The following is a 23,301-nucleotide window of genomic DNA, read 5'->3' as shown; positions in this document are numbered from 1 at the left end:
GCGCTGACCGGATCGTTTTTCGACAGATTGTCGAGCGTTTCGGCCGACAGCACGACGCCCCAGCCGAACGTGTCGTCGGCGCGGTTGCGCTCGAACACCGTCACATCGTGGGCGGCGTCCCTCAGTTTCATCGAAATGGCAAAGTAGAGGCCGGCTGGTCCGCCGCCGAGAACCGCAACCTTCATCTGTGCGATCTCCTCTTCGCTTGCTGGAGTTCAGTATCGCGCCGGCGACAAGATATTTCAAGCTTAAAGTTTTATATCAGAACGATCGTCCTGACATGGCGAAAGCGCGCCTGCGTGTCATCGCGCAAGCGCGCTGCCGGATCACTTTTCCGGGTTCTTCGGGCTCCACAGCACCGTCTCGGCGCCCTTCTCATAGGCCATGCCATCGGGATAGCTGATCGCTTCCAGTTGCAGCCCCCACGGCGCCTGGAAATAGAGGATGGTCTGGCCGGCGGCCGGCCCTTCCTTGACCGGCAGCGGCCCCATCCGCGTCTTGACGCCCTTGCCTTCGAGATAGGCTTTGGCAGCAGCGACGTCGTCGACATAGAAGGCGATGTGGAAGCCGCCAATGTCGCTGTTCTTCGGCGTCAGGTCCTTCTGGTCCGGTGCTGTGTATTTGAACAGCTCGATGTTCGAGCCGTAGCCACAACGCACCATGGTGACCTCTTCGATCACCGCCTTCGGATCGACGCCCAGGAGATCCTGCATGAAGGTGCCCTTGTCGTCGGCGAACGGGCCGAACGACATCGCCTTCTTGCAGCCGACCACTTCGGTGAAGAAGTCGACCGCCTGCTTCATGTCGGGAACCGTGATCCCGGTGTGGTCGTGGCCGCGCATGCCCGGGATCGAATCCGCCGAGGCCATGCCGGCGCTGCCGAGCATTGCGGCGGCGAGCGTTGCAATTGCGATTGTGGTCTTCATGTCAGTCCTCTCCATTTGGCGGGACTTGGGTCTTTGTGGTCGCACGTCCGAGGCCCGCTCGTCGGCGTGCGTATGCATTCATGGCGGCGCCTTGGCGGCGGAAGGAATGTCCAGCCAACTCGCATCGATCTCGGGCAGCGGAATGGCCGCGATGAGATCGCGCGTGTAGCTTTGCCGCGGCTTGTCGAACAAGGTGTCGGTGGCGCTCGCTTCGACGATCACGCCTTCGCGCATGACGATCACCTGCCGGCACAGCCGCCGGATGACCGACAGATCGTGGCTGATGAAAGCGACGGTCAGCCCCATCTCCGCGGCAAGCTCCTCCAGCAGGGTGAGGATCTGCGCCTGCGTCGAGACGTCGAGGCCCGAGACGATCTCGTCGGCCAGCACGAATTTCGGCGACAGCGCCAGAGCGCGCGCAATGCCGACGCGCTGGCGCTGGCCGCCCGACAGTTCGTGCCGATAGCGGCTGGCGAAACTTTGCGGCAGGCCGACACGCTGCAGCGCCTCGGCGACGCGCGCCTTCAGGTTGTCGCCAAGACCATTCTGCTTCAAAGGCGCGGCGATAATGCTGGCAATGGTGCAGCGCGGGTTGAGCGACGACATCGGATCTTGAAAAATCATCTGCAGATTGCGCCGCAGCGGCCGCAGCTCCGCTTCCGGCAGATTGGTGATGTCGCGGCCGTCGAAGCGGATGCTGCCGGCGCTTGGCTCCAGCAGGCGCACCAAAGCGCGGCCGAGCGTCGACTTGCCCGAACCGGATTCGCCGACAATGCCGGTCACCGAGCCCCGCGGCAGGTCGAAGTCCAGGCCCTTCAGGATTTCGGCCAATGGCGCGCGGCCGATCAGTGGCTTGCGCGTCATGTCGGGCAGCGCGACCTTCAGCCCGCGCACGGAGAACAACGGTTCAACCATGCGGCCGCCTCCAGGCTTGGTCGGCGGCAGCGATCTCCGAAGCAAGTCCGGCCAGCACCGCCTCGTCCACCGGTCTTAGCGAGGCGAAAGGATCGGTGTAGCGCGGCGTCGCCGCGATCAGCGCCCGTGTGTAGGGGTGCTGCGGCGCGGCGAAGAGCGCTGCGGTCTCGGCCTCCTCCACCACCTTGCCGGCATAGAGCACCGAGACCCTCTGGCTGATCTTGGCGACGACGCCGAGATCATGGGTGACGAACAGGATCGCCGTGCCATGCTCGCGCTGCAACGCAGCGATCAGCCGCAGGATCTGCTTCTGCACGGTGACGTCGAGCGCCGTGGTCGGCTCGTCGGCGACGATCAGCCTTGGCTCCGCGGCGAAGGCGGCGGCGATCAGCACGCGCTGGCGCATGCCGCCGGACAGTTCGTGCGGATAGCTTTTGAGCACGCGGTCGGGGTCGCGGATCTGCACCTCGTCCAGCAACTGGCGAATGCGGGTATCGGCCTTCTCGCCACTCCAGCCGAGGATGCGCACCAGCCGGTCGGTCATCTGCGAGCCGATGCGGCGTGACGGGTTGAGAGCGGTCAGCGGGTCCTGCGGGATCAGCGCCGTGCATGCCCCGATCAGCGTGCGCCGTGCCTTGGGCGGCAACTTGCCGAGGTCTTCGCCCTCAAGCAACATATCGCCTTCGACGATGCGCACGCTCGACGGCAGCACACCAAGCACAGCCTTGCCGATCATCGTCTTGCCGGCGCCGCTTTCGCCGACCAACGCGCGGACCTCGCCGGGTTGGACGGAGAGCGACACCGAACGCAGCACGCGCTGGCCGTTGGGCAGCACGGCGCTCAGATTGGCGATGTCAAGGCAGACCGCGCTCATCGCAGCACCGGGTCGAAGCGCGTCTTCAACGCCTCGCCGAATTGGCTGAACGACAGCACGGTGAGGATGAGCGTGATCAGCGGGAACACCAGCACCCACCAGGCCTGATGGATCGACAGCCGGCCCTCGGCGATGATGCCGCCCCAGGTCGGGTCGTCGGTCGAGATCGACAGATTGACGAAGGACAGGATCGCCTCGACGATGACGGCGATGCCCATTTCCAGCGACAGCAGCGCCACGATTGACGGCACCACATTGGGCAGCACTTCGCGCAGCATGATGCCGATGCGGCCATAGCCGGCGATGCGGGCATTCTCGACATAATCCATGCGCGACTGGCCCATCGTCTCGGCACGGATCACCCGGCAGAAACGCGTCCAGTCGATGATGGCGATGGCCAGGATGACGGAACTCAAGCCCGTGCCGAGCACCGCAACCAAAAGGATGGCGAACAGCACCGGCGGAAATGCCATCCAGACATCGACGATGCGCGAGATGATGCGGTCGGCCCAGCCGCCGAAATAGCCGGCTATGAGCCCCAGCATCGAGCCGACCAGGCAGGCGGCGATGGCCGCGGCGAAAGCGACGATGAAGGCGATGCGGCCGCCGAAGATCAGTCGCGACAACAGATCGCGGCCGAGGCTGTCGGTGCCGAGCCAATAGCCGGGTTCGGCGCCGGCCATCCAGAACGGCGGCAACCGTTCCAGCATCAAATCCTGCGCCAGCGGATCCTGCGGCGCGACCAGCGGCGCGAAGATTGCCGCCAGAAGCGCCAGCAGCAGCCAGCCGCCGGCCAGCCACAGACGCGGCGACACAGCTCGTCTTTGAGCGCGGCCCTCATCCATGGCGCAGCCTTGGATTGAGCAGTGCGTACATCATGTCGACGCTGAGGTTGATCAGCACGAACAGCAGCGCGAAGACCAGAACGATGCCCTGGATCAGCGGCAGGTCGCGGTTGATGACGGCGTCGATCGCCATGTTGCCGAGGCCTTCATAGGAAAACAGCCGTTCGACGATGACGGTGCCGCCGATGAGGAAGGTGAACTGCACGCCGACCAGCGTCAGCGTCGGCAAAGCGGCATTCTTCAAGGCCTCGCGCAGGATGACCTGCGTTTCCGAAAACCCCTTGACCCGCGCCAGCACGACGTAGTCGAGGTCGAGCACTTCCTTCAGCGACTGTTTCAGCAGCTGCGAGATGATCGCCGCCAGCGGCAGCGCCAGCGCCACGGCCGGCATCAGCATGTGTTTCAGGAGATCCCAGGTCAGGTCGAGGCGCAGACGAAGCAAGCTCTCGAACAGATAAAACTGGGTGACGAAGGGCAGGTCGAGCTGCGGCGACACCCGGCCGGAAATGTCGAAGATCGGCACCAGCACGCCGAACAGCAGGATCAGCACCAGGCCCCACAGGAAGTCGGGAATGGAAAGCGCCGCGCCGCTGGCGATGTCGATGCCGGCCTCGACCGCCGTGCCGCGTTCGCGCGCGCCGATGATTGCCGTCGTGCCGCCGAGCGCCACCGCCATCACAAGCGCGACGATGGCAAGCTCCAGCGTCGCTGGCAGCCGGTTGAAGACGAGACCCAGCACATCCTGCCTGAGCGAAATCGAGGTGCCGAAATCGCCCCTGGCGACGCCTGACAGCCAGATGAAGAATTGCTGCACGATGGTCTTGTCGAGGCCGTAGAGCGCTCGCAGCCGGGCAATGTCGACATCCGTAGCACCAGGCGGCAGCATCATGGCGATCGGATCGCCGGGCGCGACGCGGATCACGACAAAGACGACGATGGCCACGCCGAACAGCGTGATCAGCATCGTCAGCAGACGGATCAGGAATCTTTGCAGGAGCATTCTGGCGTAGGCCTAATGCGTTTCAGTGACTGATGGAACGAAGACCCCTCATCCGGCCGCTTCGCGGCCACCTTCTCCCCGAGGGGAGAAGAGGTCGCTGACGGCTGAGCCGGTCTCTTCTCTCCAGCGGGGAGAAGGTGGCCCGAAGGGCCGGATGAGGGGGCCTGCGCAAGTTGGGAGAAGGCATGCCGGCTTTGCGACAGCGCGCCTTTCTCGACTCTCTCAGGCCGGGGTCATCAGGGCCGGCAGCAGCGCGCCCGACACATGCTGAACCACATTGACGCCCTTGGCATGGACGATGGGCTGCGCATACTGCATCAGCGGCAGCACATAGGCCTGCTCGGCGATGTATTTGTCGACAGCCTTCCAGCCGGCGATGCGCTTGGCCTCGTCCTTCTCGCCCCACAGCGGGTTGATCATGTCGATCAAATCCTGGCTGTCCCACACCGAATGCGGGCTCGGGCCGTACATGGCAAAGCCGGTCGAGGTGGTCGGATCGCCGATGGCGTTGCCCCAGTTGTAGAAGGCGGCCGGCGCCAGCTTATCGGCGGCGCGCAGTTCGTAGTGCTTTGCGATCTCGTAGACCTCGATCGTCGCCTCGATGCCGACCTTGCGCCACATGCCGACGATCGCCTGGATCATCTCATAGTCCTTGGGCTTGAAGCCCTTGGTCGTCTGGATGGTGAACTTGACCGGCTTTTCCGGCGAATAGCCGGACGCAGCCAGCAATTCCTTGGCCTTTTCCGGATTGTGCTCGACCTTGATCGACGCGTCGTAGGATGCGTATTCCGGCGTTTCCAGCGTATCGATCGGCTGTCCGTAGCCGCGCAGCAGGCGATCGACCAGCAGCTTCTTGTCGACGGCCATCACGGCGGCCTGACGGACGTTCTTGTCCAGCATCGCCTCGATGTCGTTGAAGAAGATCATGCCGATGTCGGAAACGTTCTTGCACGAGCCGGCCAGCCCGTCCTTGGCGATCAGCCGGTCATACTCCTCGTAGGGGATTTCGAGCGTCACTTGCGAGGAGCCGGATTCGATCTCGGCGACGCGGCTTGCCGCGTCGGCGACGAACTTGATCGTCACATTCTCGAAGGCCGGCTTGCCGCCCCAGTAGTTCGGGTTTGCCTTGAGCCGCAGGAAAGCGTTGCGCTCGAACTTTTCCACCATGTAGGGGCCGGTGCCGATCGGCGCCTTCTCGAAACCTTCCGCGCCGACCTTCTCGTAATAGGCCTTCGGCATGATGTAGCCGGTCAGGAACGACATCCATTTGAAATAGACCGGGTCGAACTGCACGACGTCGCCGGTGATCTTGTTGCCGTCGATCTTGAAGTTGTTGACGTTCTTCCAGACGAACTGGATCGGGTTGCCGGTCTTTTCGTCGCCGGCCCGCTGCAGCGACCAGACCACGTCCTCGGCCGTGAACGGCGAGCCGTCATGCCAGGTCACGCCTTCGCGCACCGCCATCATGATCTTGGTGCGGTCGTCGTTCCAGCCCCATTCGGTGAGCAGGCCCGGCGCGAAGGACAAATCGGGCTTTTGCGGGATGAATTGGTCGAACACCGACTGGTAAAGCCCCTGGATGGTCGGGTTGACGGCCGACGGGCCGGTGGTTGGATCCCAGGATGGCAGGTTGACGTTGTAGGCGATGGTCAGTTCGCCGGCAGCCGCCCTAGCGATCTGCGGCAGGCCGACGGCGGCCACCCCGAGTGCCGCGGCGCTGTATCCCAGCAATTCACGTCTGTTGATTGTCATGGTCGTTCCCCTTGTTGGTTTTGTTTCTGCGCGGCGTCTTCATGTCATCGGTTCAGGCTTCTTGGGCAGCAGCGCCTTGCCCCTCGTAGCCTCAAGGAAATCTCCGGCTCCTACCTCCCGCCAAGCTGTTGTGCGAGCATGAAGCCCGACGCCGCACCTGTGCCGGCGCCCGGCCATGTCGCGGCTCCAGTGAGGTGCAGATGCGCCACCGGCGTGTTCCAGCCGGCATAGTTGCGCGCCGGGCGGAATAAAAAGTTCTGCGCCAGATGATGGCTGCCGCAGACCTGGTCGCCACCGACGAGATTCGGGTTCTCACGCTCGAGGTCGATGGGCGAGAAGACGGCGCGGCCGAGGATCTTGTTGCGCAGGCCGGGCGCATAGGTCTCGATGATGTCGAGGACACGCTTGGCGTAGACCTCCTTGACCTTGTCCCAATGGTCCGGTGCGATCTTGCCGGCGGCATCGCCCAGGATTTCGGCCGGCAGCATGCGCACTTGCACCCACAGCACATGCTTTCCCTGAGGCGCCCGCGACGGGTCGATCGCCGTCGGCTGGCCGACCACCAGCACAGGCTCGTCCGGCAGCATGCCCGCCATGGCCTGCTGATAGGTGCGCGACATGGCGTCGAGCGACGGCGACAGATGCACATAGGCGAACTGCCGAAGCTCCGCTCCGGCACGCCAATCCGGCAAATCGTCCAGCGCCAGGTGGATCATCATCGTGCCTGGCGCATGGCGGAATTTCTGCATCGCCGTGTCGAAGCCGGCGTCGCCCGAACCATTGGGCAGCAATCTGCCCGTCAGCGCCTTGGGCGCGACGCCGGCAATGACTGCCCTGGTGGCGGTATGCGACTCGCCCGAAGCGAGCCGTACGCCGGTCGCCCTGCCGGCGGAAACCGTGATCTCGGCGACTTCGGCGCCGGTGACGATCTTGCCGCCGGCGGAGGTCACCATGCCAGAGAGGGCACGGATGATGGTATCGGCGCCGCCCTTGCCCAGCACCATGCCGAAACTCTGGTTGGCCATCGATTCCAGATAGGGGAACACGGCACCGCCGGCGATATCCGGGGCGAAGTCGAGATGCATGCCCCAAGTGGCGAGCGTTGCCCTGATATGCGGCGACTCGAAAGTTTCCTCCAGCCAGGCGCGGGGTGAGGACAGCAGCAGCCGGCCCGTATCGAGCGAACCGGCGATGCCCTTCTTGCGCCACAGGTTCCACGCCGTGCCGGCAAGCGCGCGGGCACTCATCGGCGAACCCAGCAGCCGGAACAGGTGTTCGGCCTCCGCCGGGAAGGCGGCGACCAGCCTGCGCCATGTGGCGGCGTCGGCGGCGGAAAAGGCGGCGATGCGCGCGGCCGTCTTTTCCAGATCGTTGCTGACGCCGAACCAGCGCCCGTCAGGGAATGCGCTGGCGAAACAGTCGGCGACCGGGGCGAACTCCAGCCCCTGCGCTTTCAATTCATTTGCATATTTCCGGTGGAAGGCCGAGCCGGCGAAGAGGCTGAGGTTCATCGCGCCGAAATCGTGGCGGAAGCCGGGAAGGGTGAATTCGCGCGTCTGGACGGCGCCGCCGATTATCGCGCCGCGCTCGAAAACCCCTGTTTTCCAGCCTTGGAGCGCCAAATGCGCGGCGCATGCCAGACTGTTGTGGCCCGCCCCGACAAAGATGGCGTCGAACTCGCTCACGCCCCGTCCCCATTTCCTTTATGCTTAAAGATAATTGCAGATGCATATGTTTTCGTCTAGTAGGATATTAAGGGCCGAGACGAGCCTTGATCATCACACGAAAGAGGGAACTTCAAACCATGGACACGCAAAAACTCCTCGGCGAAGTCGCCGGCCAGCTTCTTTCAGGCGCCATCAAGGTGGTCGACCTGTCGGCGCCGCTCGGGCCGGACACGCCGTTGATCAAGCTGCCGCCGGAACTCGCCGTCGACACGCCGAAGGTCGAGATCCACAACATCTCCCGTTACGACAAGAACGGTCCGTGGTGGGCCTGGAACTGGCTGAAGCTCGGCGAACATTCGGGCACGCATTTCGACGCGCCGCAGCATTGGATCAGCGGCAAGGATTATCCGGACGGCGCCACCGACACCATTCCGGCGCAGAATTTCGTCGGCCCGGTCAATGTCATCGACTGTTCGAAGGAAGCCGCCGCCGACCCCGATTTCCTGCTCACCGTCGACCACATCAAGGCCTGGGAAGCCGAGCACGGTGCGATCAATGCCGGCGAATGGGTGGTGATGCGCACCGACTGGTACAAGCGCAACGGCTCGGAAGCCGAGTTCCTCAATGCCAACGAGACCGGCCCGCACACGCCCGGCCCGACGGCCGAAGCCATCCAGTTCCTGATCAGCAAGGATATCAAGGGCTGGGGCTCGGAGACGATCGGCACCGATGCCGGCAAGGCCGGTGGCATGGAGCCGCCATTCCCGGCGCACACGCTGATGCACAAGGCCAACCGCTACGGTCTCGCCAGCCTCTGCAACCTCGACCAGCTGCCGCCGAAGGGCGCCATCCTGATCGCGGCGCCGCTCAAGATCGAGCACGGCACCGGCAGCCCGATCCGCGCGCTGGCACTGGTGTCGAAGCAATAAAGCGAGGTGGGTCTTCGGGAGAAGATCATGCGCGAAGGCGAAACTGGAATAGTGGGTAAAGGGTGGCAGGCTTGTAGCGCCAGCGCTCTATGGCGCCCCCCTCTGTCCTGCCGGACATCTCCCCCTCAAGGGGGGAGATTGGCCTTCACAATGGTTTTCGCCAATCTGCGACGTTGCAGGATTGAGTGGGGCGCCGAAGCTGCCAATCTTCCCCCAAGAGGGGGAGATGGCCGGCAGGCCAGAGGGGGGCGCCGTAGAGCGCAATTCCACGCGATTGAACTCCACTGCCCGCAAGCAAAGAGCAACCGCCAATGACCGCCCCCGATCACATCATCGTCGGCAGCGGCATCAACGCGCTGGTCTGCGCGGCGATGCTTGGCGGCAAAGGGGCGCGTGTGCTCGTCCTCGATCGCAACGACCGCATTGGCGGTTGCTTGCGCACCGAGGAGATCACCGCACCCGGCTTCATCCATGATGTGATGGCGACGACCTTCGTGCTGTTCATCACCTCGCCGGCCTTTGCGGCACTGGGCGCCGATCTCGCGCGCCACGGGCTGGAGTTCTGCCACACGGGCACGCCGACGGGCGTGCTGCGGCCGGATGGCAGCCATGCCGTGCTCAGCACCGACCGTGCCGCCAACATCGCCGCCCTCAATGCAATCGCGGCAGGCGACGGTGACCGGCACGCGGATGATGTCGGCGGCATCGAACGCAATGCCGGCCTGCTGTTCGGCTTGCTCGGCGGCAGCCTGTGGTCCTACCCGACAGCGAAGCTGCTTGCCGGTGATGGCTGGCGGCGTGGCCCGCGCGGCCTTGCCGCCTTCCTCGGCGAAGCTCTGGTGCCGGCGCGCGGCTGGCTCGAAAACACCTACCGGTCCGAAACCATCCGCGCGCTGTGGGCACCCTGGGTACTGCATGCCGGGCTTGGACCCGAGGACGCCTTCTCCGGCCAGATCGCCAAGGTCATCGCCTTCGCGCTGGAGGCGGCCGGAGCCCCTATCGTCAAGGGCGGCGCTATGAACCTGCTTGCCGCCTTCGAGGCTTTGATCCGAGAACGCGGCGGCGATGTCCGCACCGGCGCCGATGTCGCTTCGATCGTTCAAAGTAATGGCCGGGCAACCGGCGTGCGGCTGGCCTCGGGCGAGACAATCAATGCCGACAAGAGCGTCATCTGCTCGGTTACGCCAACGCAGCTCTATGGCAGGCTGCTTGGCGCGGATGCACCCAAAGCCGATGTCGAGGCGACGCAAAAGTACCGCTACGGCAAAGGCAATTTCCAGATCCACTATGCCCTCGACAAGCCGCCGGCATGGCGGGGCGATGGCTTGGACAAGGTGGCGCTGCTGCATCTGACCCCTGGACTGGACGGCGTATCGAAGGCCTGCAACGAGGCGGCGCGCAGCATGCTGCCGGAGGTGCCGACCATCTGCGTCGGCCAGCCGCACGCGCTCGACCCGTCGCGCTGCCCGGAGGGCAAGGCGATCCTGTGGCTGCAGCTGCCAGAGGCGCCTCGCTTTATCAAGGGCGACGCCGCAGGCAAACTGCAGGCCCCGGCCGACGGGCAATGGACCGACGCGTTGCGCGAGGCCTATGCCGATCGCGCCGAAGCGATCCTCGCCAGCCATATCGACGGCTTCAAGGACAGCATCATCGCGCGCCGCGCCTATTCGCCGGCCGATCTCGAAGCGATGAACATCAACCTGGTCGGCGGTGACCCCTATGGCGGTTCCTCGACCATCGACCAGTCTTTCCTGTGGCGGCCGTTCAAGACCAGCCGCAACCATCAGACCGGCATCAAGGGTCTCTACCATATCGGCGCCTCGACCCACCCGGGTGCGGGTCTAGGCGGCGGTTCCGGATTTCTCCTGGCGGGGAGGCTGTGATGGAAGAGAAGGTCGCGGAAAAGCGCCAGCGCATTTCGACCCTGGGGCAGATCGGGCTGCAGCAATTCGCGCCCTATCTGATGAACCGCATCATGGGCCGCTACAACGCCACCTTGCGCGACGATTTCCGCAAGCAGGGCCTGACCATCCCGCAGGTCCGCACGCTCGCCGTGCTGTCGGTCACCGACGGTATCACCGTCAACGACCTCTCGGTCTATACGGTCATCGAGCAATCGACCTTGAGCCGGACCCTCGATACGCTGGAGCGCCAGGGTCTGGTGCGACGCGAGCAGGGTGTCACCGACAGCCGAATCCGCCATGTGTTCCTGACCGACGAGGGCCGCGCCGAGTTCACCCGCGCCTGGCCGGCCATGCACGACGCGTTCGAAGCGATGTTCGACGACATCGACGATGCCGAATATTCCGCACTCATCGCCACGCTTTTGAAGATGCTGAAGAACATTCGCAAGCACGACATCTAGACCTACGCGCCGCCAGCGCTGGCGGTAACGGAAGGGAGAAAAAGAATGGCCGAACGGTCTTTTGCCAGGGAAGTCGAAAAACTCAGGCTCGGTGCCGGCGAGGAGTTTGCCGGCGAAGGCATTCTCGCCATCACCAAGGCGCTGCTGCAATGCGGCGTCGGCTATGTCGGCGGCTATCAGGGCGCGCCGATCAGTCACCTGATGGACGTGCTGGCCGACGCGCAGGACATTCTGGGCGAGCTCGGCGTGCATTTCGAGGCCAGCGCCTCGGAAGCCACTGCCACCGCCATGCTGGCGGCGTCAGTGCATTATCCCATTCGCGGTGCGGCGACCTTCAAGTCGACCGTCGGCACCAATGTTGCCTCCGACGCGCTCGCCAACCTCGCCTCCGGCGGCGTCACCGGCGGCGCGCTGATCATCGTCGGCGAAGACTATGGCGAGGGCTCCTCGATCATGCAGGAGCGCAGCCATGCCTTCGCCATGAAAAGCCAGGTGTGGCTGCTCGACCCGCGACCGAACCTGCCATCGATCGTCAAGGCGGTGGAGGATGGTTTCGAGCTGTCGGAGATTTCCAACACGCCGGTCATGCTGCAGGTGCGCATCCGCTGCTGCCACGTGCATGGCCATTTCATCGCCAAGGACAACAAGCGACCGCCGATGACGGTCGCCGATGCCCTCGACGCGCCGCGCCGCGACACCGGCCGCATCGTGCTGCCGCCCGCCTCCTTCCTGCATGAGAAGGAGAAGGTGCAGAAACGCTGGCCGGCGGCGGTCGACTTCATCGCCAAGAACAAGATCAACGAGTTCTTCGGCTCGGACCATGGCTCGGTCGGCATCGTCATGCAGGGCGGCATGTACAATTCGGTCATCCGCGCGCTGCAGCGGCTCGGCCTTGCCGACATTTATGGCGACACCGACGTGCCGCTCTATGTGCTCAATGCCGTCTATCCCTTGATCGATGACGAGTTCCTGTCGTTCTGCGAGGGCAAGCAGTCGGTGCTGGTCGTCGAGGAAGGCCAGCCCAACTACATCGAACAGGCCTTTGCTTCGATGCTGCACAAGGCCGGTCGAGGCACCAGGCTGGTCGGCAAGGAGCACCTGCCGATGGCCGGCGAATATACCGGCCAGGTCATGCTCGACGGCATCGGCGCCTTCCTGCGCGCCGAGGCGCCGCATCTTTTGCCGGGCGAGGTGCGCGCGCCCAACAAGGTTGGCGACGGCGTTGATGCCGCCGACCTCATCAATGTCGTGCCGGGCCGTCCGCCGGGCTTCTGCATCGGCTGCCCGGAACGGCCGATCTTTGCCGCGACAAAACTGGTCGAGCAGGAGCTAGGCAAGCATCACATCGCCTCCGACATCGGCTGCCATCTGTTCTCGATCATGCCGCCTTTCGAGCTCGGCGCCACCACCATGGGCTACGGGCTGGGCCCGGCCTCCGCCTCGGCCTTCAATTCGCCTGATGCCAAGCGGCGGTCCATCTCCTTCGTCGGCGACGGCGGCTTCTGGCACAACGGCCTGACCTCCTCAATTGGCAACGCGGTGTTCAACAAGAACGACGGCGTCATCGTCATCGTCGATAATTTTTACTCGGCCGCCACCGGCGGCCAGGACATCCTCTCATCCCGCGCCGGCAACAAGACCAAGTCGACGAAGCATCCGATCACCGAGGCGGTCAAAGGCATGGGCGTCAAATGGCTGCGCCATGTCGACCGCACCTATGACGTGACCAAGATGCAGGACACGCTGCGCGAGGCGCTGACGACGGAGGAGAAGGGGCCGAAAGTCATCGTCGCCTCGTCCGAATGCATGCTCAACCGCCAGCGCCGCGAAAAGCCGCTGGTCGACAAGGCGATCAAGGGCGGGACCCGTGTCATGAAACCGAAGTTCGGCGTCGATGAGGACATCTGCACCGGTGACCATGCCTGCATGCGGCTGTCCGGCTGCCCATCGCTGTCGGTCAAGTCGCTCGACGATCCTTTGCGCGACGATCCGGTCGCGCATATCGACCAGAGTTGCGTCGGTTGCGGCAATTGCGGCGAGGTCGCCGATGCGGCGGTGCTCTGCCCGTCCTTCTATCGCGCCGACGTCGTCCACAATCCAAGCCGCTGGGATCGCTTCCTGGAAGCCGCGCGCCGCGCCACCATCAGCCTGTTGCAGCGTCGCCGCGAAAGCCGGCGCCTGACTTTCGCCGATGCTTGACGCCGTCCCCCCACTTCGCGCCCATGCCGGCGCTCAGGATGGTGAGCGTGTCATCAAGCTCGCCGTGCTGGCGGTCGGCGGCCAGGGCGGCGGCGTGCTCGCCGATTGGATTACCGATGTCGCCGAGCGCAACGGCTATGTCGCGCAGTCGACCTCGGTCGCCGGCGTCGCCCAGCGTACCGGCGCCACCATCTACTATGTCGAGATGGCCCGCGACACCGGCCGGCTGCCGGTCTTTGCACTGTCGCCCTCGCAGGGCGATGTCGACATACTGATCGCGGCGGAGTTGATGGAAGCCGGCCGCGCCATCATTCGCGGCTTCGTCACGCCCGAGCGCACCACGCTGATCGCCTCGTCGCACCGCATCGCCGCCGTGTCGGAAAAGATCGAACCGGGCGACGGCCGCGCCTCGTCGTCCAAGGTGCACGCGACGGCGGAAGCCGCATCGAAACGCTTCATCGCTTTCGATATGGAGAAGATCGCCGCCGACAATGGCTCGATGATCTCGGCCAGCCTGCTTGGCGCGCTGGCAGGGTCCGGCGCCCTGCCGTTCACGCGCGAGAGCTACGAACAGGCGATCGGTGCCGGCGGCCGGGGCGTCAAGGCCAGCCTCGCCGCCTTCGGGGCCGCGTTTGATCGTGCGCGCGGCACGGCAGCACCGGCGCCTAGGCCGGCCGAGCCAGCGATCGTCGAATCTGCCCTGGGCGCAGGACAGGTGAGTGGCCCGCAAAACCTGCTGCAAGGCTGGCAGGCCTTGGCTGCCCGCATCGATCTGTTGCCGGTGGCCGTGCGCGACATGGCGCTTCGAGGCTTGAGAAAGGTCGTCGACTATCAGGACATCGCCTATGGGCGCGACTATCTCGACCGGCTGGACAAGGCCGTCGCGCTGGACGGGCCGATTCAGGGCTATGGCTTGTCCATCGCTGCCGCCAAGCATCTGGCCAACGCGCTGTGCTACGACGACATGATCCGCGTCGCCGATCTCAAGACACGTTCGACGCGCGACAAACGCGTGCGCCGCGAGGTCGGCGTCAAGGATGGCTCGATCCTGCAGGTGACCGAATATTTCCATCCGCGCATCGAGGAGTTCTGCGGCACGCTGCCGGCGGGTCTGGGCAGCTACATCGAGGACCGGCCGAAGCTCGCCGCCTTTCTCGACCGTCGCATCAACCATGGCCGCCGCATCCGCACCGACAGTTTTGCCGGCTTTGCCGCTCTGTGGTTCATCGGTGGCCTGCGCCGCTGGCGCCGCAGCCTGCTGCGCCACAAGGTTGAGATCGCGCATCTCGATGGCTGGTACGCGCTGGCGCTCGACCATGTGCCCCAGGATTACGCACTGGCCGTCGAAATCCTCAACTGCCGCCGGCTGATCAAGGGCTATAGCGACACCCATGTCCGGGCGCAGTCGAAATTCGACCGGGTGCTGTCCGCGCTCGACATGGTCAAGGGCCGCACCGACGCCGCCGACTGGATCCGCCGCCTGCGCGAAATGGCGCTGAAGGACGAGAAGGGCGACATGCTGGACGGTGCGCTGAAGACCGTGGCGACGCTGGGGCCAGATAAAATCGGCTGAGATAACTAGCGAGCATCTACCGATTGGAGCGGCGCCAGCCCACGCAGCGGCACCGCTTCCGGGAACAGATGCAGCAGGCCTGAATCGACGCGCCGGCGCAGATGCGCATCGACCTCCGCCCGATCCTGACAACCATGAAACCTGCCGCCGCAATGGTCGCGCAGGCGCACGAGGTCGGCCATGACAGGCGACATCGGCAGGCCGGCGGCGTCGAGCAGGCTCGCGCTGAGGAAGCCGATGTCGAGCGGCGCCAGGTCAGGCATCGGATGGCGCAAAGGATGGTTGAAGGTGGTGAGCGTGTAGAAAGTGCGATAGGCAAGCGAGCCAGGGGTCGCCAAGGCGTCGTCCCCGGCGATCGCCTCGACGAACGGCTTGGTCGCCGACGACTGGTGATCGCCGAATTCGAGCACCACGGCGCCGCGTTCACCGGCATCCGCTTGCCTCTTGTCGAGGAAATCCTGGAAATCGCCGCGCGCTACCGCCATCCGGCGCAGATACTCATTGGCCTGGAAATCGCCCGAGAAAGGCTCGCCCTCGACCTTCAGCCCGGGCTCCATCCGCCCCTCATAGGGTGAGTGCGGAAACATGGTCTGGATTTCGAGGAACAGCGGCCGGCCGTCTTCCCTATGGTGCCTGGCGATGAATGCCTCGGCCGCCTGGTAATAAAAGTTGTCGCGCAGGTGATAGAAGGGCGCGGCGATGTCCTTGATGTCGAGCACGGTCTCGAAACCGATCGATTTCAGGAACGGCCCTTCATTGACGAACGAAAAGTCCATCGGCGTCATCACGACAGTCCGATATCCGCAGCGCGCCAGCACCTCCGGCAAGGCTCCGGCGACCCTTGTCCTGCAGGGTGATGGTCAGATAGGGGCTTCGCCAGCCGAAATCGGTGGCCGACAGGCCGGTCATCAGCGACAGATTGGTGATCCAGGTGCCGCCGCCAAACGTCTCGACCTGCATCTGGTGCGGCGTGCCGGCCCCCGGTGCGAATCTCTGCAGGAATCCCGCGCCGTTGCCGACCTGCGGAAAATAGCCGGGATCGGACTGGCTTTCGCTGAGCACGAAAAAGACGTCGGGAAGATCAGCCCGGTCGCCGCAATCGACCGTGTCGGCAAAAGGCGGCTGCGGCGCCACGGCTTGCAGCCGCTTTTCGAAGCCCGATTCTACAACGAGGTTGTGCAAATCCAGCAGCGAGACGAAGAAGGCCGACATGTGCCGGCCCTGCATGTAGTAGAAATAGCGGTCCTTCGAGGCCTCGGCCGGAAAGGTCAGCGGCACCAGAACGACGAGCGCCGCCATCACCAGGACGCGTGCCGACACCGGCCAGCCAATTTTCCGATCGATCCGGAACAGAAGCACCGCCGCCCCGATGCCGAGCCCTAGGGCAATGATGACCGGCGCGATCAGATGGAGGTAGGAGCCGAGCAGGAAACGATACACTTCCGGGTCCCTCGACACGAAGACCGTGTCGTAGAAGTGCAGCGAAAATCCTTTCAGCCGGAACTTGATCGCCGAAACCACGGTGACGAAGGCAATGCCCATCCAGGCGAGGTAGACGGAAAAGGCAAGGCGCCCCGAAGCCAGGAACAGAAGTCCGGCAAGGGCAGCCACCAGCGCCAGCGAGAACGGCACCGACAGCCATTCGTGCTCGGCCCGTCCGGCGGCGAAGACGCCTGCAAGGCTGACCACGGCCAGCGTCAGCGGATGGCAGAGCACCCGTCCAAGACCTTGAAGCTGAACCACAGATTTTCCCACGAAGATGCCTGAGCATAGTTTCGGGAAATTCTTCGATTATTTGCGGGCTAAGAACAAATGTATAGTGGATTTAACCTTAACTCGGCTGGTCGGGATTGTCCGGTGCGCGCCAGCGCTCGCGCGGGGCCGCCCCGAAAGGTGCCCGGCCCCGCGGTGCTTTGATCAGTAATGGTGCCAGTGGCGCCAGTGATGATGCGGATGCCAGACGTAGGCCGGACCGTGCCAGTAGTGGTAGCGCGGGCGCACGACGACGACGCCGTTCGGCACGCAGCGGCCCCATCTGTTAGGGTGCCAGCCGATGCCGCAGCCCCAGCGGACATGCTCGACCAGTGCCGGGGTGGCTGGCTTGGCAACGGACACGATGGGCATTGCGCTGGACGCGGAGGCTGTCACGACAGTTCCACCGATGGCCAGGATAGCGGTTGCTGCATAGTTTTTCAGGCGACTCATAATTGGACTCCGAGTGCTTTCGACGATGAAGATGGCCGTCCTGTATGGTGCACAGGGCAGGCTTGTCCCTTCGCATCGTTAAACGGCGTCTCCGGCCTTTTCCGTCGGTCGTCATGGCGATTTTTTTGGCGTAACGGTGGCGCGGCGTTCCATATGGCGCAGCAACGCCTGTGCCAGCACGCTCCGGTTTTCAGGCGATGTGCTCGCCGCGAAGTCGACAATGGCCTGTTCAAGCCGGCTGCGCACCGTCACATCGGCATTGCGTGCCCGTTCCAGGGCGGCGGACAAGGCGGCCTTGTCCATGACAGGCTGCTGCAACAGGTCCGCTGCCTCCTGCCTCGCCTGCTGGCCATCGAGAATGATCTGACTGGACTGCACGCGAACCTGGCGCAGCGCCTCGCGGAACGCCTTGCGGTCCTGGTTGGCAAGCTGTCGGCCAGCCGATTCCAGCGAGACAGCCGCGCCCGCTTTGGCATTTCTCAGCCAGACCGCGCCGCCGACGAATGCGCCCGCAAGAAAGACGTTCAGCACCACGGAAGTAATGACCAGACCACGGATCCAGCGCGGGCTCATAGGTTTTCCTCACCGTTCTCGGCATCCGGGCCGGCATCGCCAAACGCCGTTACATCGGTATCCAGCACATAATGGTCCGGCTGGACCTCCGGCGTGACGATGGTCACCAGGGCCAGTCCTGCCACGGCACCGGCCAGACCAATGCCGGCAAGTCCAAGTCCCAGCCACCAGAACCACTGACGCCGGCGCTGGACGATGTGCCGGCCGGCAGCCTGCAGAATGCTGCTGTGCAGTGCCTTGTCCGGGGCGTCGACGCGGTAGCTGTCGAGCAGCGCGTCAAGTGTCCCGGCCTGCCTCAAGATGGCCTCGCCCGCGTCGCTTGCGGCAAAGACCGTGCCGGCCATTCGCTCGGCCTCGGGCCATCGCCGCAAGTCGCCGCCATAGGCCTGCGCCAAGGCGGCAAAGCGCCTGGCATCCATTGCGGGTTCGTTCCTGGACCCTTCAGCCATGTGTCTCCCCCTTGCCCGTCGGCGCCGAGCGCCAGGCGGCACCAGCAAGGCGCAATGGCCGTGCTGCGTTGCTGCTTGCCCGGCGTTTACTCATCGGCGCCATCCTCCGCCAGGATCGCTTGCAGCGACCGCCGGCCGCGCGCGAGCAGGCTTTCCAGGGCATCGACGCTGATCTGCAGTGTCGCTGCCGCCTCGATATTGGACATCCCCTGATAGTAGACCAGAACGATCGCTTCGCGCTGGCGCGGCGCTATGGCTTGCAGCGCCCGTTCGACCCGATGGGCTTCTTCCTCGGAATGAGCATCGGGAAGCGGCGCAGGATCGGCGACGTCCGGCAGGTCGCCGGTCACCCACTCGCGCCTGCGACGCAGCCGGTCGTAGCAAAGGTTGAGCGTCACCCGGTGGATCCAGCTGTCGAAGCGCGCATTGCCGCGCCGCCAGCTCGCGGCATGGCGCCAGATCCGCACGAAGGTTTCCTGCGCGACATCCTCGGCCTCCGCCGCATCGCCGAGCATGCGCACGGCAAGCGCCAGGATACGCGGCAGCTTGCGCGCGACGAGCGTTTGCACGGCTGCCGGCTCGCCGGCGCCGACACGGCGAACCAGCTCCTCGTCCGGATCCGCAGCCATCAGTCGGCGCACTCCCGATGTTCATCGCGCGTCATTGCCTCTTGGTCATTGCTCTTGCTTGGGAGCGGTTTTGTGGCCCGGCAGTTCGTCGGCTGTCAGAATGCCATCGGCATTCTTGTCCAGCCGGGCGAAGCGCTTGGCGAAGAACGCATCGAGTTCGGCGCGATCGATGAAGCCGTCATGGTTGGAATCGATCCGTGCGAAGGATCTGGCGGCGTCGCCCTTGACGTTGCGCTTCGCCTGAAAGGCCTCCCATTCCAGCAGGCTGATCTTGCCGTCGCCATCCGTGTCGGCCGCCATGATCGCCTTTTCGCGCCGCTTCTGGAATTTGGCCAGCGTGATGTCGGACCTGCTCCCCGACGCGCCTGGCGCGGCAAGTGGCGCGGCGGTCTGCGGTGCAGGCGGGGTCGTTGCCTGGGCAAGAGCCGCAACCGTCTGCAAACTCAAGGCAACGACTAATATCGAACGGCTGATCATGTTGTGCGTCTCCAGCTTGGCGCGACGCAGACGGCTTGTGCCGTCATCGCGCTTCATCCGTTAAACGCCGCGACCCGGAAAATCCGTCGGTCGCGCGTGCTGATCCGTTCGTGCTCGGGTGCGCATCCCGTCGATCGGGATGGAAGGAGCTCTAGTCCGACTGGTCGGCCGCAATCAGTTGTTCGGGCTTGAACCCGGCATGCTGCGGGGTCCACACCTCGCCCTCGCGATTGAACCAGTGGCACAGATACATGCCCGAGGCTGCGCCATCGCTGACCGTCATCCTGGGGCCTCCGGATTTCAGCTTGACCACGTCTCCGGTCTTGAAATTGTTGGGCATTTTTTGACCTCCCATGCTGAGGCCATGAGTTTCACACCAAACCGGGGTCTCGACAATGGCAGATCTGCCAGGCCGGCGCCGCAATCCTTTGCACCAGATGCGAAGGGGTAGACGACGAAAAGGAGGGGAAATGGTGCGCTTGCGGGCAGCCAATTGCCGGCTCAAGCCATTAGAATCAAAATCGTTTTCGATGCCAAGCGGGTCGCAACGAGTTCCCTGGAGATCGTCCCGTAACGTCCTTGCCCGCGCCTTGAGCCGGCATGGGATCGGCCATCCCAGTGAGGGCGCGTCGTCCATGAACTCAACTGGAAAGCTGGCCAGTTACGAATCAGTATAAATCCGCGATGTACAAGAACACTACTGTGTGCGGCCTTCAGCGGGTAACGGCGCTGTTACACACGAAAAAATCCTTGCATGGTTTCCATAAGCGCCCGACGGCGACGGGACTAGATGCGCATTTTGTCGCGTATCCAGTTCCTAAAGATCTTGCTGGCACGATTTGGAGCATTCGCTGGAGCTTCAACAATGTAGTAGCCATTGCCAGTCGTGAAGGCGAGGTCAAAAGGGCGTACGAGACTCCCATTTGACAGCTTCTCCTCAACAAGGCGTGTCCATCCCAACGCCAACCCTTGCCCTTCGAGGGTGGCCCGCAGCAGATTGTCGTAATTTTGAAACCAGATTCCTTGCTGAGGGCGTAAAGAAGTTAGCTTCGCGAATTCAAGCCACTTGTCCCAATTCTCCCATTCGTGAGCCCGCCCATCTAGATGCAGCAGCGTCACGTTTTGAAACTTGCGGAGGTTTTCGGCGCCGACAGCATTTACATATCCTGGACTGCAAATCGGAAAAAACTCCTCACTAAACATTTTCTCTGACTTCAATTTATTCCAGTCACCGCGACCATATCTAATCGAAATGTCTATCCCGAATTTGCTCATATCCAAGCATTCATCGGTTTCAACCAGTTTTATATTGATTCCGGGATTACGAATTCGAAAATCAGCCAACCTCGGCATCAGCCAGCAACTTCCAAATGCAACGGTTGTACTAACTGTTACATTTGCCGGAATGTCAGCGACTTTCTCGTTAAACTCCCTTGAGATCAGCCATAAGCTTTCTGAAACTGTATTGTGAAATTGGCGCCCATATTCTGTAAGTGCCACGCCTCGTTGCCCCCGCTCGAACAATTTGGCGCCAAGCCTGGATTCCAGGAGCCTGACCTGCATGCTTACCGCTTCCCGGGTGACATTCAACTCATGAGCCGCAGCGGTAAAATTCATGTGGCTTCCCGCCGCTTCGAACGCGACCAGACTGTGTAGTGGCGGCAATCTCAAAGGCGGACGAGACGTCAATCTGATTTACCTCAGGCGTGATCGATCTTACGCTGACTATCCGAAAAGCACCCCGTAATCATAGTCCCAGCCATAATACGCTGAGGAAGCCAAGAGTGCCATCTCACGATAGCCATCGACAAAAGGACCCGTTGCTCGATTCATTCCAGCTCAGGTCTCTGCAACTTCGAAACAGGATTATGAGCACCGCTCATGCGCCGGCTTATGTAGAGAACGGTTGGCCTACGGAGCGCTACCGGCTCTATCATGAGGAGAAGGCCAAGGGAGGGCTTGCTCTAACGGTGGTGGGGGGGTCGACCAACGTTTCGTCGGACAGCCCGTCCGCGTTTGGGCAACTTTATGCCGGCGATGACAGCATCCTGCCTTGGTTTGAACTGCTTACCGGGGGCGTTCATTCCCATGGCGCCGCGATTATGTGTCAGCTGACACATATGGGGAGGCGTACATCCAGCGACGTAGGGGAATGGCTGCCAGTAATAGGACCATCTAACACGCGAGAACGGGCGCACCGAGCCTATCCAAAGAGTATGGAAAGGGCTGACATAGTACGCGTCACCAAGGACTTTGCGGCCGCGGCTGTACGATGCAAAAAGGGCGGTTTTGACGGAATCGAAATCCTGTCGCACTCGCACTTGCTGGGACAATTCCTATCCCCTCTGATCAATTTCAGACAGGACGATTATGGCGGCTCCCTGGAGAACCGGCTTCGACTCACCTTCGACGTCCTGAACGGCGTCCGCGATGCTGTGGGTGACGAGTTCATCATAGGGCTGAGGATCACCGGTAACGATTTCCTCAAAGGTGGGCTCAGTCGCGAGGACTGCATCGAGATCGCCCAGCGGCTTGAGCAGTGCGGTCTGGTCGACTTCCTCAACGTGCTTGCGGGAGCGCCATACGACGATCTGGGCTTGGCTCAATGGATGCCTCCTATGGGCACTCCCGCAGCCCGTTTCCTTGGAGTTGCCAAAGACATACGTGAGGCCGTTTTACTACCCATATTCTATGCAGGAGGCATTGCCGATATCGCAACTGCTCGCCATGCCCTGCGCGACGGCATTGTCGATATGGTGGGAATGACCAGGGCTCACATCGCCGATCCCTACCTGGTCTCAAAGCTGCAAACCGGGCAGGAAGATCGTATCCGCACCTGCGTCGGAATGAACTACTGCGCAGACCGGGTTAATCAAGGCAAAGACGCTTTATGCGGCCAGAATGCCGCGACCGGTCGCGAGCGTTTCTTCCCGCATCGCTTTCGCCGCCATGAAATAGCGGGTTTGCGCGCTGTCGTTGTTGGTGGAGGCCCAGGAGGACTGGAGGCGTCCCGTGTTCTCGCCGAGCGGGGCTACAGGGTGACCCTGTTCGAAGCGTCCAACCAGCTGGGTGGGCAGATTAACATGGCGGCCGGAGGTTCCACCAGGCGCCAGATGCGCGGGGTCATCGATTGGCTGGTCAATGAACTCGAGCATCTCGGCGTTGATGTTCGCTACAACATGCTGGCGGAAGCCGAGGACATCCTGCGTGAGAAACCTGTGTTGGTGGTGATCGCGACAGGCGCACTGCCGCGCTCGCTGAACATTGGCGGCGCGCATCTTGCCCGGCCGATTTGGGACGTGTTCACCGGACAGCCTCCTGTTGGAGAGGTCATCATTTTCGACGATCGAGGCGACCATCACTCGCTGGTGGCGGCGGAGGTAGCAACCCAATCCGGTGCTTGCGTCACTCTCTTAACGCCGGATCGCACACCTCTTCATAATCTCGGGCCGACGAACTACGGCGTCGGCATGCGCAACCTGTATCAGCGCGGGGTGAACTTCCTCACCGACCGTGAGATCGTTGCCTTGAGACCAGACGGCAACCGTTTGACCGTCACCGTGCGAAACGTCCTCACCGACCTGGAAGAAAAATTCCAGGCCGATCATGTCTTCTATGAAGTCGGGACGGAAGAAAACGCTGAATTGTACTTCGAACTTCAAAGTCATTCAGTCAACAACGGCCAAATAGAAGTAGCGTCTCTATTGGACGGCAAAGCCGAATACCGAACGGTGAACCCGGCCGGTGATTTCGTGTTGTTCCGGATTGGTGACGCGGTCTCTTCGAGGAACATCCATGCTGCGCTCTTTGATGCGTTGCGTGTCTGTTCCGTCATCACGGTCGCCGGACAGACCGGCTCCGATCAAGCGCGCTACTCAGTAACACATAGGCAAATGAAAGGGGAAACGACGTGAAAAATCTCC

Annotated in this window: 23 protein-coding genes; 6 read left to right on the top strand and 17 right to left on the bottom strand. The window is 63.0% G+C overall.

The annotated features are described in order from the left end of the window. The 8 genes from EN955_RS17720 to EN955_RS17680 form a co-directional block, all read right to left on the bottom strand. On the bottom strand, positions 1–185 hold a 185-nt coding region (locus tag EN955_RS17720), incomplete at its 3' end, for an FAD-dependent oxidoreductase (RefSeq protein ID WP_164769890.1). 141 nt (positions 186–326) lie between these two features. Then, complete coding sequence (locus EN955_RS17715; RefSeq protein WP_024503399.1) at positions 327–926, bottom strand: VOC family protein; 600 nt, start codon at positions 924–926, stop codon at positions 327–329. 78 nt (positions 927–1,004) lie between these two features. Next, positions 1,005–1,841 carry an ATP-binding cassette domain-containing protein gene (locus tag EN955_RS17710; protein ID WP_024503400.1) on the bottom strand — a complete coding sequence of 279 codons (837 nt, stop codon included), beginning with the start codon at positions 1,839–1,841 and terminating at the stop codon, positions 1,005–1,007. Further along, positions 1,834–2,715: an ABC transporter ATP-binding protein gene (locus EN955_RS17705; protein WP_013527974.1), complete on the bottom strand. Its 882-nt coding sequence runs from the start codon at positions 2,713–2,715 to the stop codon at positions 1,834–1,836. The genes EN955_RS17710 and EN955_RS17705 overlap by 8 nt, the downstream gene beginning before the upstream one ends. Beyond that, positions 2,712–3,560: an ABC transporter permease gene (locus EN955_RS17700; RefSeq protein WP_013527973.1), complete on the bottom strand. Its 849-nt coding sequence runs from the start codon at positions 3,558–3,560 to the stop codon at positions 2,712–2,714. The genes EN955_RS17705 and EN955_RS17700 overlap by 4 nt, the downstream gene beginning before the upstream one ends. Beyond that, the gene (locus EN955_RS17695) at positions 3,553–4,560 is read right to left on the bottom strand and encodes an ABC transporter permease (protein ID WP_024503401.1); all 1,008 of its coding nucleotides are present in this window, start codon (positions 4,558–4,560) and stop codon (positions 3,553–3,555) included. Before EN955_RS17695 ends, EN955_RS17700 begins: the two co-directional genes overlap by 8 nt. A 222-nt stretch (positions 4,561–4,782) precedes the next feature. Continuing rightward, positions 4,783–6,312, bottom strand: coding sequence for an ABC transporter substrate-binding protein (locus EN955_RS17685; RefSeq protein ID WP_024503402.1), 1,530 nt, complete (start codon positions 6,310–6,312; stop codon positions 4,783–4,785). 110 nt (positions 6,313–6,422) lie between these two features. Further along, on the bottom strand, positions 6,423–7,997 hold the full coding sequence (locus tag EN955_RS17680) for an NAD(P)/FAD-dependent oxidoreductase (protein WP_024503403.1): 1,575 nt from the start codon (positions 7,995–7,997) through the stop codon (positions 6,423–6,425). A 119-nt stretch (positions 7,998–8,116) separates the two neighbouring features. On the opposite strand from EN955_RS17680, the gene EN955_RS17675 reads away from it, so the two are divergent. The 5 genes from EN955_RS17675 (at position 8,117) to EN955_RS17650 (ending at position 15,045) form a co-directional block, all read left to right on the top strand. Further along, on the top strand, positions 8,117–8,908 hold the full coding sequence (locus EN955_RS17675) for a cyclase family protein (RefSeq protein WP_024503404.1): 792 nt from the start codon (positions 8,117–8,119) through the stop codon (positions 8,906–8,908). Positions 8,909–9,219: 311 nt separating this feature from the next. Next, positions 9,220–10,791: an NAD(P)/FAD-dependent oxidoreductase gene (locus tag EN955_RS17665; RefSeq protein ID WP_024503405.1), complete on the top strand. Its 1,572-nt coding sequence runs from the start codon at positions 9,220–9,222 to the stop codon at positions 10,789–10,791. Next, complete coding sequence (locus EN955_RS17660) at positions 10,791–11,273, top strand: MarR family transcriptional regulator (RefSeq protein WP_024503406.1); 483 nt, start codon at positions 10,791–10,793, stop codon at positions 11,271–11,273. The genes EN955_RS17665 and EN955_RS17660 overlap by 1 nt, the downstream gene beginning before the upstream one ends. 45 nt (positions 11,274–11,318) lie before the next feature. Then, a complete protein-coding gene (locus EN955_RS17655; RefSeq protein ID WP_024503407.1) occupies positions 11,319–13,472 on the top strand; it encodes an indolepyruvate ferredoxin oxidoreductase subunit alpha in 2,154 nt (717 codons plus the stop codon). After that, positions 13,465–15,045 (top strand): indolepyruvate oxidoreductase subunit beta family protein, encoded by a 1,581-nt coding sequence (locus EN955_RS17650; protein ID WP_024503408.1) that lies wholly within the window; start codon positions 13,465–13,467, stop codon positions 15,043–15,045. The genes EN955_RS17655 and EN955_RS17650 overlap by 8 nt, the downstream gene beginning before the upstream one ends. Before the next feature lie 5 nt (positions 15,046–15,050). Here the strand turns inward: EN955_RS17650 and EN955_RS35440 are convergent, their stop codons facing one another. The 9 genes from EN955_RS35440 to EN955_RS17610 all read right to left on the bottom strand — a co-directional run bounded on the left by EN955_RS35440 (position 15,051) and on the right by EN955_RS17610 (position 21,043). After that, positions 15,051–15,830: a hypothetical protein gene (locus EN955_RS35440; protein WP_245265330.1), complete on the bottom strand. Its 780-nt coding sequence runs from the start codon at positions 15,828–15,830 to the stop codon at positions 15,051–15,053. Then, complete coding sequence (locus tag EN955_RS35435) at positions 15,799–16,788, bottom strand: hypothetical protein (RefSeq protein ID WP_245265331.1); 990 nt, start codon at positions 16,786–16,788, stop codon at positions 15,799–15,801. Before EN955_RS35435 ends, EN955_RS35440 begins: the two co-directional genes overlap by 32 nt. A gap of 174 nt (positions 16,789–16,962) precedes the next feature. After that, entirely contained in the window at positions 16,963–17,250 is a 288-nt protein-coding gene (locus tag EN955_RS17640) for a hypothetical protein (protein ID WP_024503409.1), read from the bottom strand. A gap of 111 nt (positions 17,251–17,361) precedes the next feature. Continuing rightward, positions 17,362–17,823: a periplasmic heavy metal sensor gene (locus tag EN955_RS17635; RefSeq protein ID WP_024503410.1), complete on the bottom strand. Its 462-nt coding sequence runs from the start codon at positions 17,821–17,823 to the stop codon at positions 17,362–17,364. Beyond that, on the bottom strand, positions 17,820–18,272 hold the full coding sequence (locus tag EN955_RS17630; RefSeq protein ID WP_024503411.1) for a hypothetical protein: 453 nt from the start codon (positions 18,270–18,272) through the stop codon (positions 17,820–17,822). The genes EN955_RS17635 and EN955_RS17630 overlap by 4 nt, the downstream gene beginning before the upstream one ends. 86 nt (positions 18,273–18,358) lie before the next feature. After that, positions 18,359–18,901, bottom strand: coding sequence for an RNA polymerase sigma factor (locus EN955_RS17625; RefSeq protein WP_024503412.1), 543 nt, complete (start codon positions 18,899–18,901; stop codon positions 18,359–18,361). A 45-nt stretch (positions 18,902–18,946) separates the two neighbouring features. Beyond that, entirely contained in the window at positions 18,947–19,435 is a 489-nt protein-coding gene (locus tag EN955_RS17620) for an acid-shock protein (protein WP_245265332.1), read from the bottom strand. Between the two features lie 94 nt (positions 19,436–19,529). Then, positions 19,530–19,718 (bottom strand): DUF2158 domain-containing protein, encoded by a 189-nt coding sequence (locus tag EN955_RS17615; protein WP_013527958.1) that lies wholly within the window; start codon positions 19,716–19,718, stop codon positions 19,530–19,532. A gap of 446 nt (positions 19,719–20,164) precedes the next feature. Beyond that, on the bottom strand, positions 20,165–21,043 hold the full coding sequence (locus tag EN955_RS17610) for a LysR substrate-binding domain-containing protein (RefSeq protein ID WP_255337243.1): 879 nt from the start codon (positions 21,041–21,043) through the stop codon (positions 20,165–20,167). Positions 21,044–21,084: 41 nt separating this feature from the next. Between EN955_RS17610 and EN955_RS17600 the strand changes: the two genes are divergently transcribed. Next, positions 21,085–23,292 carry an FAD-dependent oxidoreductase gene (locus EN955_RS17600; protein ID WP_338101308.1) on the top strand — a complete coding sequence of 736 codons (2,208 nt, stop codon included), beginning with the start codon at positions 21,085–21,087 and terminating at the stop codon, positions 23,290–23,292. Positions 23,293–23,301 lie beyond the last annotated feature (9 nt).

Origin of the sequence: Mesorhizobium sp. M7A.F.Ca.CA.001.04.2.1 (assembly GCF_003998485.1) — a bacterium.
Taxonomy (GTDB): domain Bacteria; phylum Pseudomonadota; class Alphaproteobacteria; order Rhizobiales; family Rhizobiaceae; genus Mesorhizobium; species Mesorhizobium ciceri.
This window is presented reverse-complemented; position numbering and strand designations above follow the sequence as displayed.